Below are 14665 nucleotides of genomic sequence, written 5' to 3' on the forward strand. Positions count from 1 at the left end.
TCGGGAGGGCGGGAATCTTAACCCAGGCGCCGGGGGGGCGCTGCGGCTGCCGTGTGGGCCGATGGTGGGTGAAAACGGGGCATTGGCCGTCATTTCCGGCCATTTTGTCCCGTTCGATAGCAACTTTATTGCTAAAATCATCGACTTTAGTACAAAGAAAGCACCCCACCGGGTGCAGGCCACATTGGCCCTTGTCGCTGCCGACCCCCATGACTTCCGCTGCCTCAGCCTTTTCCCGACTGCCCCTGGCCGACGCCCTGAAGGCCATTGCCGCCCAGATCATCGTCCTGCACCACTTGGCCCACTACGGTCCCATGGCCGATAGTGCCGCCGATCTGGCGCCCTGGCTGTTCGACTGGCTGGACCAGTACGGCCGCATGGCGGTCCAGGTTTTCCTGGTGGTGGGCGGCTACCTGGCGGCCCGCTCGCTGATGCCGGGGACGGCGCCCGTGCAGTGGGACGTGCTGCCCCAGATCGGCCGCCGCTACCTGCGTCTGGTCATTCCCTACACCGCCGCCCTGCTGCTGGCCATCGGCCTATCCGCCGTGGCACGCCATTTGATGGACCACGACTCCATCTCCGCCCCGGCCACCGCCGCCCAGGTGACGGCCCACCTGTTGTTGGTGCAAAGCCTGCTGAACTACGAGTCCCTGTCCGCCGGGGTCTGGTACCTGGCCATCGACTTCCAGCTCTATTCCCTGCTCGCCCTGCTGCTCTGGCTGCCGCGCAGGATCGGCCTTGCCCGCCTGGCGCTGCCGGCGGTGGCCGTGCTGTTGGCGGTGTCCCTGTTCCACTTCAACCTGAACAGCGAATGGGACAACTGGGCGCTGTACTTCTTCGGCTCCTACGGCATCGGCGCCCTGGCCTATTGGTCCGTGGTGCGCAATCGGGGCTGGCTCTGCGCCGCCGGCATCATTCTGGTCTGCGGCTTGGCATTGTTGGTGGATTTCCGCTGGCGCATCCTGTTGGCTATGGTCACCGCCCTGTTGTTGCTGATGCCCTTGCGGGCGGCCTGGTTCGAGCGTTTCATCGCGTCGCGTCCCATCGCCTTCCTGTCGCGGATTTCCTTCGCCACCTTCCTGGTGCACTTCCCGGTGTGCCTGGTGGTCAATGGCCTGTTCGTCCGCTTCGAACTGGAACACCCCGCCCTCAATTTTGTCGGCGTGGTGTTGGCCTGGGCCGCCAGCCTGGCTGTCGGCGCCCTGTTCTACCGTTTGATCGGCCAGGGTCTGATGCCCCGCCTGGGGATCGGCCGCAGCGTCGCCAAAGCGCCCAAGCTGCCCGTCGGCGCCAGCAAGCAGAGCATCTAGGCGTCCGCGCCAGCGGCGGCGCGCGGCGCCTGCTGTCTGCTGTTCCTGCCAGTACCCCGCTGATTGGCGGGTTGACTCCCCCGCCTGCCCCGCGCGCAATGCCCGCTTAGGCTGCCGCCAGCCGCCAGAGGGAGGTGACTTCCGCCTGCCGCGCCAGGGCCAGGGGATCATGCGCATCGCTGGCCTTGGGATGGCGCGGACGGATGTCGCGCTTTTCCAGCACTTTCAATCCGGCCTCGGCGATCCAGCCCATGAGCGTTTCCCGGTTGCGCAAGCCAAGATGTTCCGCCAGGTCGGAGAGGATCAGCCAACCCTCGCCGGTGGGCGTCAGGTGTGCCCGCAAACCCGCCAGGAAACCGCGCAGCATGCGGCTGTCCGGGTCGTAGACGGCCCGCTCCACGGCGGCGCTGGGCTTGGCCGGCACCCAGGGCGGGTTGCAGACGATGAGCGGCGCCTGTCCGGCGGGAAACAGGTCCGCAGCTATCACCTCGACCTGCTCGCCGTAGCCGAGGCGGACCAAGTTGTCCCGGGCGCAGGCCAGGGCGCGCGGGTCCAGGTCCGTGGCCACGATCCGGGCGATGCCGCGCTGGGCCAGCAGGGCGCTGATGACGCCGCTGCCAGTGCCGATGTCGAAGGCCAGGTCGCTGGCCGGCAGGGGGGCGGCGGCGATCAGGTCCAGGTATTCGCCGCGCAAGGGGGAGAACACCCCATACCAGGGGTGGATGCGCGCGCCCAGGACGGCGACCTCGACACCTTTCCGGCGCCATTCGTGGGCGCCGTTCAATCCCAACAATTCGCGCAATGAAACCACGCTGGGCATGCCGTCGGCCTCGCCCCAGGCTTCCTGGCAGGCGAGTCGCCAATCGGGCGCCCGGCGCAGGGGGATAGCGTAGTCGCCATCCAGGGGGATCAGCAGCTTGCCCAACACCTGGGCCCGCTGGCCGAGGGCCAGACGATGCCGATGGAAAGCTTCGGCCTTCTCTGGCTCGGGCTTGCCGCCGCGCTGCGGGCGTGACTGGCCGCTGCCATCACGACGGCGATCACAGCGCCGTGCCAGGGCGGTCAGCAGTTGCCGGGCATTTTGGAAATCCCCTTGCCAGAGCAGCGCCGTGCCCTCGCAGGCAAGGCGGTAGGCCGCCTCAGCGGTCAGGGCGTCGTCCGCGATTACCACGCGTTTGGGCGGTGCCAGTCCGGCTTCGGAGCGCCACCCGGCGACATGGTCGCCATCGGGGGCAGACCAATGAATCCGGGGAAGGGCTGCCGGTGTTTGTGGCGAGATCATGGGGAAATGGAGCGAGGTGAGCGGGTGCGGATGGTAGCAAGAAGCACCATCGAGGTGCGCCTTCCATGACTAGTGCGTTTTGCGTCACGGCCATTGCCCCTTTTTTCATGGATGGCATGACATTTCATTGGATTCATATATTATCTAATAAGCGTAAATGAATATAACAAAAGGCTAATTTAGATACATCCAACAGGATATGACTACCCAAGGGAGTGAACAATGACGTTGCAATCGCTGAAAACCAAGCTGATGCTGCTGGGGGCGGTGGGGATACTCGGTGCAGCCTTTTTGGCCGGCGCTTCGGTATGGCATTCGTATAGGACAAAAGTCGTATTACTCGGCTTTGTCGATCAAACCATCGCCATTAATCGCAGCGCGACGGCATCCTATGCCCATGGCTTGCAAATGGGACAGGCCTTGCGCAACGTCCTGCTGGACCCCGCCAATAAGAAGGGCCACGAGAATCTGGCCGAAGCGAGCAAGAAGTTCGACCAGGAGGTCGGCAAGATGAGCGCGCTGTTGGCACAGAGCGCGGAGGGCAAGGAAACCGCGACCAAGCTCAAGGCCAGCATCGATCAGTGGCTGCCCTTGCAGAAGGAAGTGGTGGACATCGTGCTCAGCGGAGGCGATGCCAAGAGTTTGCTGGTGTCGAAGGAGACCCCGGCGTGGCGGGCGGTGCGCGACATTCTGACGGGGTTGGTGAAGAGCAGCGAAGCGGAAGCGTCCGCCCAGCGGGATGAGTTGCTGGCCGGCCTGGAGCGGACGCGGAATACGGCCATCATCCTGGGGCTCGTTGGCTTGCTGGTGATCTCCGGCGTGACGGTACTGCTGGGTAAGAAGATCTTCGCCCAGATCGGTGGTGAGCCGGCCCACGCCGCCGAGGCCCTGCAACAAATCGCCGAAGGCAACCTGACCCAATCCCTGGCCGGCAGCACGCCGCAAAGCATCCTGGCCAATATGGAGGCGATGCAGGGCCACCTGCGGCAATTGATCAGCCAGATCGTCGCCAATGCCAACGCGGTGACTGTGGAGAGCGAAGGCCTCAAGAGCGATGCTGACAGCCTGGCGGACACCGCCGAAGTCCAGAGCAGCGCCACCGCAGCGATTGCGGCCGCGATCGAGCAGCTGACCGTAAGCATCGGTGTCATGAGCGACAACGCGGCAGAGTCGGGCCGCCTCTCGGAAATGTCCGAACAGCGGGCGCGGGAAGGCTTGGCCACAGTGTCCACGGCGACGGAAACCATTCAGCAAGTGGCGGACGGCATGACGGCTGCCGCCCAGACCATGGAAGAACTGTCGGCCCAGGTGACCAACATCAACGGCATCGTCCAGACCATCCGCGAGATTGCCGACCAGACCAACCTATTGGCACTGAACGCCGCCATCGAGGCAGCCCGGGCAGGCGAGCAGGGCCGGGGCTTCGCCGTGGTGGCCGACGAAGTGCGCAAGCTGGCGGAACGGACGACCACGTCCACCGAGGAAATTTCCGAAATCGTCAGCGGCGTGCAGCGCAGCACCGACACGGCGCGGGGCAACATGAGCCAGGCCAAGGATCTGGCCATGGCCGGCGCCAGCCGCACCGAGGAAATCCGCAATGCCGTGGCCGGTCTCGACCAGGCCGCCAAGGAAGTCAGCCGGGCCATCGAAGTTATCGCGTCGTCCTTGCGCGAACAGAGCGCGGCCAGCACCGACATCGCCCAGCGGGTGGAGCGCATCGTGCAAGGGGTGGAGCAAACCCATGTGGCGTCGGAAACAGCCAAGAGCCGCTCGTCCAGCCTGGTGGAGTTGTCCTCGGCCCTGACCGGACTGGTGCGCCGCTTCAAACTCTAAGCCGCCAGACCGACCCGCCAAGCCCCGCCCGGCGCATAGCCGCGCGGGGCTTGGCATTTTCAGGCAGCCTGGGCCGATTGCTGGCGCGCGAGCAATCGGTTGGCGCCGCTGATCAAGGCATTGATCGAGGCGGTGACGATGTTGGCGTCTATCCCCACGCCGTAGCCTTCGCCGATGCCGGGGAGGCTGACTTCGATGAAGGCACAGGCTTGGGCATCGCCGCTATGGCGGTTGCTGCTGCCCATGGAGCGCTCTTCGTAACTGCGCACCTGAAGATCGATGCCCAATTGGCCAAGGGCGTGGACGGCGGCGTCGATGGGACCGTTGCCGGCGCCCGTGAGCTGGTGGCGGACGCCGTCCATCGTCACGTTGAGGCGAATGCCTTGCTGTCCATCGGTTTCATAAAGATGCTGCTCAATGTTGCCGAGAGGTTGCACAGTGGACAAGTAGGTGTCGGAGAAAAGCCGCCAGATGTCCGCCGCGCTCACCTCGCCACCATGGGTATCGGTGTGTTGCTGCACGACGCCTGAGAACTCCACCTGCAAGCGGCGCGGCATCACCACGCCGTATTCGCTCTCCATCAAATATGCCACGCCACCCTTGCCGGACTGGCTGTTCACGCGGATCACCGAGTCGTAGCTGCGGCCCACGTCGGCCGGGTCAATGGGGAGGTAGGGCACGTTCCAAATCGTGTCCGGTTGCTGTGCGGCGAAGCCCTTCTTGATGGCGTCCTGGTGGGAGCCGGAGAAGGCGGTGAACACCAAATCGCCGACGTAGGGATGGCGCGGGTGGATGGGCAACTGGTTACAGTGCTCCACGGTGCGGGCCACGGCGTTGATGTCGGAGAAGTCGAGGCCCGGCGCCACGCCCTGGGTGTACATGTTCAAGGCAAGGGTGACGATGTCCACGTTGCCGGTACGCTCGCCGTTACCGAAGAGGCAGCCTTCCACCCGGTCGGCACCGGCCATCAAGCCCAATTCGGCAGCGGCCACGGCCGTGCCTCGGTCGTTATGGGGATGCAGGCTGAGGATCACGCTGTCGCGGCGGGCCAAGTGGCGGTGCATCCACTCGATCTGGTCGGCATAGACGTTGGGGCTGGCCACCTCCACCGTGGTGGGCAAGTTGAGGATGACCTTGTTCTCCGGCGTGGCGCCCCAGGCGGCGGTGACGGCGTCGCAGACCTCAAGGGCGAAATCCAATTCGGTGGCGGTGAAGGTTTCGGGGCTGTACTCCAACACCCATTCGGTTTCCGGCTGCTCAGCGGCCAATTGTTTGATGAGGTTGACGGCGGAAACGGCCATGTCCACCACCTCGGTCTTGCTCATGCCGAAAACGATGTCGCGGAAGGGCTGGGAGGTGGCGTTGTACACATGGACGATGGCCCGGCGGGCGCCCCGGAGGGATTCCATGGTGCGGCGGATCAAGTGTTCCCGGGCCTGGGTGAGCACCTCGATGGTGACGTCGTCGGGAATATGGCCGCCTTCAATAAGGTTGCGGACGAAGTCAAAATCGGTCTGGGAGGCGGAGGGGAAAGCCACTTCGATTTCCTTGAAGCCGATCTGGCACAAGGTGCGGAACATGCGCATCTTGCGCTCGCCGTTCATGGGCTCGAAGAGGGATTGGTTGCCGTCGCGAAGGTCGGTGCTCATCCACACCGGCGGCGTGGTGATCGTGCGACTGGGCCACTGGCGGTGGGCGAGATTGACCGGGGGAAAGGGACGGTATTTGGTTTCGGGTTGCTTCAACATGATCGTTTTCTCCTGAATCGTCGGTAAGGGGCTTCCCCGGCGACGGGCGAGGAAATCAAGGCAATGGAGGTAATGTCGCGGCTACCGTGCGGTCGCTGGCTCAAGGCACGGCAACCGGGTCGCAGTCGTAGCAGGGTGCTAAGGGAAAAATTCGGATCAAGATTCATGGCGGACTCCAAGAAGCAAAGACAAAGGGCGCGCAACAAGGCGCAATTTCCCCGAGGGGGAATTCAGACAAACCAGCAGGAAGGGGGAAGTTTTATGCGCGCGAGACGCGCAGCAGCAGACCCAGGCTCAGGAGAGCCAGGAGGGAAGAAACGAGAAGGGTCGGCTGTTGGAAGTGCATGGGCCGTACCTTAACAAGGCTCATGCGCCGGCGTCAACCGGCACGGGACTATCGGTTCGATAGGCTGTGCAGCTTTGCAGAACAAGCGGCGCCTGAATTCAATCGACCACAATCGGTCGGGCGGCGGGGGGGGCTCAGTCCAGGCCGGAGAAATCCGGTTTGCGCTTTTCGAAGAAGGCGGCGAAGGCTTCCTTGGCGGCGGGCTCGGTGAGCATTTCCTTGAACAGGCGGCTTTCCTCGGCCATGCGGCTTTCCATGGTGGCCTGGAAGGCGCCCCGCAGCAGGGCCTTGGTGGCCCGCAGGGATTTTCCGGGTAGGACAGCCATCTGCTCGGCGACCTTGCGGGCGGCAGGTAGCACCTCTTCCGGCGGCAGCACGCGATTGACGAAGCCCATCTCCAGCGCCTGCTGGGGGCCGAAGGCTTGGCCCAGCAATAGGGCTTCCGCCGCCCGTTGATGGCCGGCGATGCGGGGCAGGAGAAAGCTGGAAGCCGCCTCGGGCACCAGGCCCAGGGCGGTGAAGGGCAAGGCGAACTTGGCCTTGTCGCCGATGAACACCAGATCACAGTGGAGCAACAGGGTGGTGCCGATGCCCACGGCCACGCCGTTCACGGCAGCCACCAGGGGTTTGCGGGCACGGCTGAGCTGATGGAGAAACTGGAACACCGGGCTGTCTTCCCGCTGGGGTGGGTCCTGGAGGAAGTCCTCCAGGTCGTTGCCGGCGGTGAAGGCATCGTCGCTGCCGTGGATCAGCACCACCTTCACCCCATCGTCCCGGTCCGCCTCGGCCAAGGCGTCGGCCAGGGCCTGGTACATGGCGGCGGTGATGGCGTTCTTACGTTGGGGGCGGTTGAAGGCCAGGGTGAGGATGGCGCCTTCCTTGCGGATCTGGATGTCCATGACGGTATGGGGGCGTTAAAACAACTGGATACCGCCGCCGCTGTCTTCCACATGACGCTGTTGGCTGTGGGCGGCGTGGTCGAGGGCCTCGCTGAGGGGCATGCCGGCCAGAACGGCATCGAACAGGGCCCGCTCCTCCTCCATGGCATAGCTGTCGCGCAGCTTCAGGCGCAGGGTTTCCCAGGCCTCGGCATCGCCCTGTTGAGCCGGATCGATCAGCAGTTCGCCCAGGTTGTCGAGGCCGCTGGCCACGTGTTCCAGGCGCTGTGCCAGCCGGTCGTAAAACTGGAAATCGACGATGGCCTGATGCACTTGTTCGCCGATCTGCCGGCTATCGGCAAGGAGGGCTTCCCGCGTCGGTTGCGGGGCGGCGGTGTCCTGGCTGGTCAGGGTGCTGTCCAGTTTGTCGAGACGGTCGACGAGGGAGGCAAAGGTCTCGTGCAGGCGAGCCACCGTGCCATGGGCATCGGCCAGGGCGGCCTGCACCTGGCCGGCGGCCACCCGCAGCAGCAGGACGGTGGCTTGTCGGGATTTCTGATCGTGGCTGGTCTCGCCCATGGCCCCTCGGCTTGGTGTCATTTTCATGGTGTTCCTTTATCGACCGCCCGATTCTAGGGCTTGTCCACCATCACATAATATTTGCGCACCGGCGTCAGCACCTCGAAAACGCCCTTGAATCCGGCCGGAATGACGCAAGCGTCGCCCGGGCCGAATTCCGCGACCGTGCCCGTGGTGGAGGTGATGCGCAGGCGGCCTTCCAACACATGGAAGAATTCGTGGCGATGGTCATGGAAGGCGATGCGCCAGGCACCGGGCTGGCAGGCCCAGATACCGCAATCCACAGCACCTTGTTCGCCCTGGTAGACGCTCCAGGTCCGGCGTTGGGGCGGCGTGCCGAGACAGCGCTCCGCCGCTGGTTGGTCGTCCACCGGCGGCGGCAGGGTCGTGAAGGTGATGAGCTCGCTCACGGTCCGACCCCTTGCCACAATTGATCCAGGTCTTCCTGCTCCAGCCAACGCCAGGCGCCGACCGGAAAATCCTCGGGCAAGGTCAGCCCACCCACGGCGATGCGGTGCAGCGTCTCGACCCGGTTGCCAATAGCGGCCACCATGCGCTTCACCTGATGGTAGCGGCCTTCCCGTATGGTCAGGTCGAACACCGTTTCGCTCACCGGCACGGCGGCAATGCCCGCCACCGGGTCTGGCGAATCGTTGAGCACGACGCCGTCCACCAGCTGCTGCAACATGGCTGTCGTCATGGGGTGCTTGGCCGTGACCCGATAGATCTTGTTCACCTTGCGCTTGGGGGAGGTCACCGCATGGATGAAGGCGCCGTCGTCGGTGAGCAGCAACAGGCCCGTGGTGTCCACGTCCAGTCGCCCCACGCTTTGCAGGCCCCGCTCGTACAGGGGGCGCGGCAGCAGGGAGAGTACGCCGGGGTAACCCCGGGGCGAACGTGAGCATTCGGTGTCGACGGGTTTGTGCAGCAGCACGTAGGCTTTTTCCCGATAGCGCCAGGGGACGCCATCGATGGTGAAGGCCAGGTCGGCGGTATCGAATTCGGCGAAGGGGTCGTCCACGGCCGCGCCATTGACGGTGCAGCGTTCATGACGGATCAGGGCGCGGCATTCCTTGCGGGTGCCGAAGCCCTGGGACTGGAGGATGCGTTCAAGTTGCATGGTGACGGAACAGGGCCAAACTGGTGGCGGTGAGAATGAAAAGCAGGCTGAAGCCGCGGCTGACCCAGCGCACCCGGCGCGGGGACTCCAGCCAGTGCATGGCCCGGGCCGCGAGATAGGTATAGCCAGCCATGACGGTCATGTCCACGGTGACGACCGTGGCCGCTATGGTCGCATACTGGGGACCGAGGGCCAGGTCCGGTTCGAGAAACTGGGGCACGACGGCGAAGAAGAACAGCAGGCCCTTGGGATTGGTGGCATCCACCAGGAAACCCCGGGCGATGAGTTCGCGCCGGCGCTGCCGACCATTGCCGGCGATCAGGGATTCCAGGCTGCCGTCGCTGCGCCATTGACTCCAGGCCAGCCAGAACAGATAGGCGACACCGGTCCAGCGCAGGATTTCAAAGGCGGCGGGGGAGGACACGATCAGGGCGCCGACACCGGCGGCCACCACCGCCAACAGGGCCAGGATGCCCAGCTGCAATCCCAGTACCACCCAATAACCGCGTAGAAAACCGTTGCGCAGGCCGGCGGCCATGGAGGCGAAGGCACCGGGGCCGGGGGAAAGGGAGATGGCGAGGGAAGCCGAAAGAAAGGCCAGCCAAAGATGCAAGGGCATGGCGGTCAGCGGGCGTGGACGTCGTGGGCGCGGCAGTCACCCCGGGCCGGCGCGGGATGATGGCAATCGTGACAGTCCCCGGCGAGGTCTGGCTTGCGGTACGGGCATTCCCGGGGTGTGGGTGTTCGTTCAAGTCTCATGGGGAGGGGTGTATCACGGCCGATGCGAGGAGGGGCGGTATCCATCGGCGGCCCGGCGACACCGGGCAATGGGCAACGAGTCCTCGGGAGGGGCATTCTAGCTGGACAGGATGGGAGTCATCGAGGCGGGACCGTGTCGGCACGCCCCACGGTCCCATGGGCCAAGGTTGCGTCATTTGGGAAGCGGGTGTCAGGTCCGCCGAGGGCGGCCAGGTAATTGATCCGCATCAATTGATATAACTTTAGGTTTATTGTATTTGGAATAGTTCTTTATTATTCAGTGTATTGTGAAATGATAGAATAATCTTCCGAAAAATCCCGGGTTTTGTATTTGTCATGAACGGTAGGCCGGCAAGGAGGAAGACGGTAAATTGGGGTTGTATCCCAATGTCGTCGTCCGCGTATCCGCGGCGGGTGGCATGGGATTGGGCAACGGTCTTTTCCCGGGCGATGCCCGGACTGGCCGCCACTCAACAGATGCAGGAAGGCTCATGATCGATTTTTCGTCCATTCCCTCGGTGATCACCGCAACGCTCACCCTGTTCTGTTTTTTCATCGTGCTTGAACTGGTACTGCCCCCCGATCTGGAGGAACGATATTGGGAGCAGATCAAGGCCGCCACCTTCATCCTGCTCGGCATTTCCGCCCTGGCCTTTCATTTCCACGAAAAAGACAATGTGATGCTGGACGTGCGCGGCGCCGTGTTGGTGGTCGCCACTCTGTTCGGCGGTTATCGCATCGGCGCCGCCACCGCCGTGGCCGAGGGCATCGGCCGCGCCCTGCTCGGCGGCCCCGTGCTGGGGGCGGGGCTGGCCAGCATCGGCATCAGCTACCTGTTTTGTTGCCTGATCCGTCGCCTGGGACGGTTGGATGAACAGGGCAGTATTTCGATTTCGCTGATCATCGTGTCGGGCGTGACGGTGGGTGTGGTGGAAGCCCTCTGCCTGTTCCTGGTGCAACCTTTCGACTATGGTCAATCACTGTTTTTCCTGGCGGGAAGCGACATCTTGCTGATCCAGTCCGTGTCCACCCTGCTCTTCGGCGGTTTGTTCAAATTGCAGAACGACCGCCGCCTGGCCCGGGCCGAGGTCTTGCACAACAGTGTCGCCCTGCGCCATACCCTCAAGCAATCCATCGCCTCCCTCTCTTCCGCCATGATGCATAGGGATCCCACCACCGCTGGCCATGAACGGCGGGTGGCCGATCTGGCGGTGGCCGTCGGCCGGGAATTGGGCTTGGACGAAAGTCGCCTGGAGGGCTTGCAGCTGGCCGCCCTGGTCCATGACGTGGGCCAGATCCAGGTCCCCGCCGAAATCCTGACCCGGCCACGCCGCCTGCTGCCCCAGGAGTTCGATTTGATCAAGCACCATTGCGACGCGGGCAACGAAATCCTCAAGGACGTGCAATTTATCTGGCCCATCGCCGAAGTGATTTCACAACACCATGAGAACGTGGATGGCAGCGGCTATCCCCGTGGCCTCAAGGCCGACCAGATCCGGCTGGAGGCCAAGATCCTCCGCGTTTGCGACAGCCTGGAGGCCATGCTGTCCCACCGGCCCTTCCGCCGGGCCTACGATCTTGCTTACGCCATGGATCAGTTGCGGGCCTTCAGCGGCAGCCACTACGACCCCACTGTCGTCGCCACCTGCATTCGCGTGCTGGAACAGCAAGGGATAGGCTTCTTGTCCGAGACGAAGGCAGCGGCATGACGACCACCAAGCCGGGGGAAGAGGCCGAGGTTTTTGACGGGGTGCAGCGGGTACGCGACATCATGACGCGCCACCCGGTGACGGTGCCGGTCAGCGCGACCCTGGCCACCGCCGCCGAGCGCATGGAAACCCTGCGCATCAGCGCCGTGCTGGCGGAAGAAGGCGGTCGCATCACCGGCCTGTTGACCGAGTCCGACGTGATCCACGCCATCAATCGGGGACTGGATGGGGATGCCGCCATCAGTACGGTGATGGGGCGCCATGTGCTTTTCGTCAGCGAGGAGGACGAGTTGCACGCCGCCTACCACGCCATGGTGGTGCAGGACGTCCGCCATCTGGTGGCGACCGATGCAGCGGGCAATCCCTGCGGCATCGTCAGCGAAACGGATTTCCGTCGCCACTATGGAGTGCGCCAGTTCATCGGCATTCTCGACGTGGGACGGGCCATGAGCCAGCAGTACATCGAGATGGCGGCGGATGCCACGGCAGACTCCGCCGCAGCAGCCATGGAACAGCGGCACCTGGACTGTGTGCTGGTGCTGGCGCAAGGCTGTCCGGTGGGCATCGTCACCAGCCGCGACATGGTGGGCTTGTTCCACCGCCAGCGCTACAAGGCCAAGCTGGGCGACATCATGCGGGCTCCGGTGCAGCAGGTCCTGGTCCATAGCTCGTTGACGGATGCCGTGGCGAAGATGCTGGCCTTGAACATCCGTCGCCTGGCCGTGGTGGATGAGTCGGGCAGGATGGTGGGCATCCTCAACGAGCATGACGTGACCCACCAGCTGGAAAACGACTACACCCAGATGCTGCAAAAGCTGGTGCTGCACCAGGCCAAGCAGCTGAATGAGGACAAGTTCAGAACCCTGGTAGACCATCTGCCGCAAAAAGTCCTGGTCAAGGACGCCGCGTCGATCTATCAGTCCTGCAACGTGAGCTACGCCCGGGACCTGGGAATCACACCGGAAGCCGTCGTCGGCAGAAACGATTACGAATTTTTCCCCGTCGAACTGGCCGAGCGCTACCGGGCGGACGACCGCCGGGTCATGGAGAGCAAGACGGCCATCATGGTCGAGGAGCCCTACCTTGAGCATGGCGAACGGCGCTGGGTGCACACCACCAAGGCCCCCATCCTGGACGCGAGCGGCAGCGCGGTCGGCATCGTCGCGGTATTTCACGACATCACCCAAGTCAAAAAGGATGCCGAGGATTTGAAGCGGCGCACCTGGGCCCTGGAGGCCGTGCGCAGCAGCGGTCGCGCCATGGTCTTGTCCAGCTCGGAGGAGGAAATGCTCCGGGCGGTTTGTCAGGCCATCACCCAACAGGACATGTACGTGCTGGCCTGGTTCGGCTGGGCCGACGAGGACGAGGCCCACACCGTGCGCATCGTCGCTTCGTCCGGCAGTGCCGCCAGCTACACCGATGGCTTGAAGGTCAGTTGGGGGGATGGACCCCTGGGCGATGGCCCCACCGGTCGCTCGATTCGCAGCGGCCAGACCCTGGTGAACAACAACGCCACCTCCAAGTCCTTCTTCCAGCCGTGGCTGGAGGCCGCTTCCCGCTACGACATCCATGCCTCCCTGTCCCTGCCCATTACCCTCAACAATCGGGTGGCGGCGGTGTTGACGGTCTACTCCCGGGAAGCGGAAGCCTTTGGCGTGCGCGAGGTTTCCCTGTTCGAGGAGCTGGCCGCCAACCTGGGCTTCGGCATCCAGTCGCGGCGGACCCGGATCGCCTACGAACATTCCCTCCAGGAACGGGAGCGGCAAGCCCTGCTCATGGAGAAATCCCTGGAGGACGCGCTGATGGCCATCGCCTCCACCCTGGAGCAGCGGGATCCTTATACCGCCGGTCATCAGAAACACGTGGCGGAACTGGCGATCCGCATCGGCCTGGAAATGGGTCTCGGCGAAAACGAGTTGCGCTGCCTGTATTTGGCGGCCATCGTGCACGACCTGGGCAAGATCCAGATTCCGTCGGAAATCCTGACCAAGCCGTCGCGCCTGAATGCCGCCGAGTTCAACCTGATCAAGCTCCACCCCGAGGTGGGCTACAACATCCTCAAGCAGATCAGCTTTCCCTGGCCCATCGCCGACGTGATCCGCCAGCACCACGAGTACCTCGATGGCTCGGGCTACCCCCAGGGCTTGAAGGGGAATGAAATCTTGATGTCGGCGCGGATCATCACCGTGGCCGACATCGTCGAGTCCATGTCCTCGGACCGTCCCTATCGGCCCGCCCTGGGCATCGACGGTGCCATCGCCGAAATCCAGCGGGTCAAGGGCACCCGGTTGGATCCGACGGTGGTGGACGCCTGTGTCGCGGTCCTGCGGCGCGGCGAGTTCGCGCCGACCCATCTGAAAATGTGAGGTCCGTCCTTAGCGGACGATTTCCAATACCTGGTAAAGGCCACCGAAAAGGCAACGGCTGGTCATGGCCGTTGGGGTGAATCCTGGCGGCAGCCAGTCCTTCAACTCGGTTCGCCACAAATCGAGGGCATAGGGTTCCAGGGCCGCCAGCACCGCCTGCATGGGCAGGCGCAGGGGATGCCAGGGGGCGGGGCGGTGGTAGTCCACGATCACCAGCCTGCCGCCGGGCTTCAATACCCGCAGGGCCTCGTCCACCGTGGCTCGGCGCACTTCCGCCGGCTGTTCGTGCAACAGAAAGAACAGCAAGGCCCGGTCGTATGTCCCGTCAGGCACCCCCAGCCGTCGGCTGTCGGCCAGGGTGAGTCCCACGTCGCTGCGGGGCCCCAGCTTGTTCGCCAGATTTTGCAATTGCACCGGCAGCACGTCTGCCACGTCCAGGGATGCATCGTCCTTGTGGCGGCGGCGCCAGCGCTGGGTCAGGTCGCCGTACACGCAGGCGATTTGCAAGCTGCGTCCGGCCAGGCCATCGCCGAAGGCATCCAAGGCGACCTGGCGCAGGCGACGGTAGTTGCCCAACAGGATCAGGTTGATCAGCCATTGGCGTTCGAAGATGCGGACAGCCCGGGGCGACAGATAGGCCCACCAATAGGTGGCGCGCAAATAGGCGGGCACCTCGGGCGAGGCCTGGGCCTGCCGCTCCGGCTCAACGCTGCCCATGGTCAATCTTCAGCGCAA

12 protein-coding genes are annotated in these 14665 nt (G+C 64.1%); 4 read left to right on the forward strand and 8 right to left on the reverse strand.

Going from position 1 to position 14665, the window contains the following annotated elements; translation table 11 throughout:
* Window positions 1–209 precede the first annotated feature (209 nt).
* Window positions 210–1310, forward strand: coding sequence for an acyltransferase family protein (locus tag ACYQ2U_RS00080; protein ID WP_459948296.1), 1101 nt, complete (start codon window positions 210–212; stop codon window positions 1308–1310).
* A gap of 106 nt (window positions 1311–1416) precedes the next feature.
* Here ACYQ2U_RS00080 and ACYQ2U_RS00085 read toward each other — a convergent pair whose 3' ends face one another.
* Window positions 1417–2592, reverse strand: a complete 1176-nt coding sequence (locus tag ACYQ2U_RS00085) for a methyltransferase (RefSeq protein WP_459948297.1) — start codon at window positions 2590–2592, stop codon at window positions 1417–1419.
* 222 nt (window positions 2593–2814) lie between these two features.
* Here ACYQ2U_RS00085 and ACYQ2U_RS00090 point away from each other — a divergent pair, with 222 nt between their 5' ends.
* Complete coding sequence (locus tag ACYQ2U_RS00090; RefSeq protein WP_459948298.1) at window positions 2815–4425, forward strand: methyl-accepting chemotaxis protein; 1611 nt, start codon at window positions 2815–2817, stop codon at window positions 4423–4425.
* Between the two features lie 59 nt (window positions 4426–4484).
* On the opposite strand, the gene leuA is transcribed toward ACYQ2U_RS00090, so the two are convergent.
* From leuA to ACYQ2U_RS00120, 6 genes are all read right to left on the reverse strand, one after another.
* Window positions 4485–6173 (reverse strand): 2-isopropylmalate synthase, encoded by a 1689-nt coding sequence (gene leuA / locus ACYQ2U_RS00095; RefSeq protein WP_459948299.1) that lies wholly within the window; start codon window positions 6171–6173, stop codon window positions 4485–4487.
* 480 nt (window positions 6174–6653) lie between these two features.
* Window positions 6654–7418: an enoyl-CoA hydratase gene (locus tag ACYQ2U_RS00100; protein WP_459948300.1), complete on the reverse strand. Its 765-nt coding sequence runs from the start codon at window positions 7416–7418 to the stop codon at window positions 6654–6656.
* Window positions 7419–7433: 15 nt separating this feature from the next.
* Window positions 7434–8003 (reverse strand): hypothetical protein, encoded by a 570-nt coding sequence (locus ACYQ2U_RS00105; protein ID WP_459948301.1) that lies wholly within the window; start codon window positions 8001–8003, stop codon window positions 7434–7436.
* A gap of 26 nt (window positions 8004–8029) precedes the next feature.
* Window positions 8030–8386: a cupin domain-containing protein gene (locus ACYQ2U_RS00110; protein WP_459948302.1), complete on the reverse strand. Its 357-nt coding sequence runs from the start codon at window positions 8384–8386 to the stop codon at window positions 8030–8032.
* Window positions 8383–9096 carry a pseudouridine synthase gene (locus ACYQ2U_RS00115; RefSeq protein ID WP_459948303.1) on the reverse strand — a complete coding sequence of 238 codons (714 nt, stop codon included), beginning with the start codon at window positions 9094–9096 and terminating at the stop codon, window positions 8383–8385. The genes ACYQ2U_RS00110 and ACYQ2U_RS00115 overlap by 4 nt, the downstream gene beginning before the upstream one ends.
* Window positions 9086–9715 (reverse strand): LysE family translocator, encoded by a 630-nt coding sequence (locus ACYQ2U_RS00120; protein WP_459948304.1) that lies wholly within the window; start codon window positions 9713–9715, stop codon window positions 9086–9088. Before ACYQ2U_RS00120 ends, ACYQ2U_RS00115 begins: the two co-directional genes overlap by 11 nt.
* A 631-nt stretch (window positions 9716–10346) precedes the next feature.
* Between ACYQ2U_RS00120 and ACYQ2U_RS00125 the strand changes: the two genes are divergently transcribed.
* Both ACYQ2U_RS00125 and ACYQ2U_RS00130 read left to right on the forward strand, forming a co-directional pair.
* The gene (locus ACYQ2U_RS00125) at window positions 10347–11564 is read left to right on the forward strand and encodes an HD domain-containing phosphohydrolase (protein ID WP_459948305.1); all 1218 of its coding nucleotides are present in this window, start codon (window positions 10347–10349) and stop codon (window positions 11562–11564) included.
* Window positions 11561–13930: a CBS domain-containing protein gene (locus ACYQ2U_RS00130; RefSeq protein WP_459948306.1), complete on the forward strand. Its 2370-nt coding sequence runs from the start codon at window positions 11561–11563 to the stop codon at window positions 13928–13930. Before ACYQ2U_RS00125 ends, ACYQ2U_RS00130 begins: the two co-directional genes overlap by 4 nt.
* 9 nt (window positions 13931–13939) lie before the next feature.
* Here the strand turns inward: ACYQ2U_RS00130 and rquA are convergent, their stop codons facing one another.
* Complete coding sequence (gene rquA, locus ACYQ2U_RS00135) at window positions 13940–14647, reverse strand: rhodoquinone biosynthesis methyltransferase RquA (protein ID WP_459948307.1); 708 nt, start codon at window positions 14645–14647, stop codon at window positions 13940–13942.
* Window positions 14648–14665 lie beyond the last annotated feature (18 nt).

This window comes from Denitratisoma sp. agr-D3, assembly GCF_054658675.1.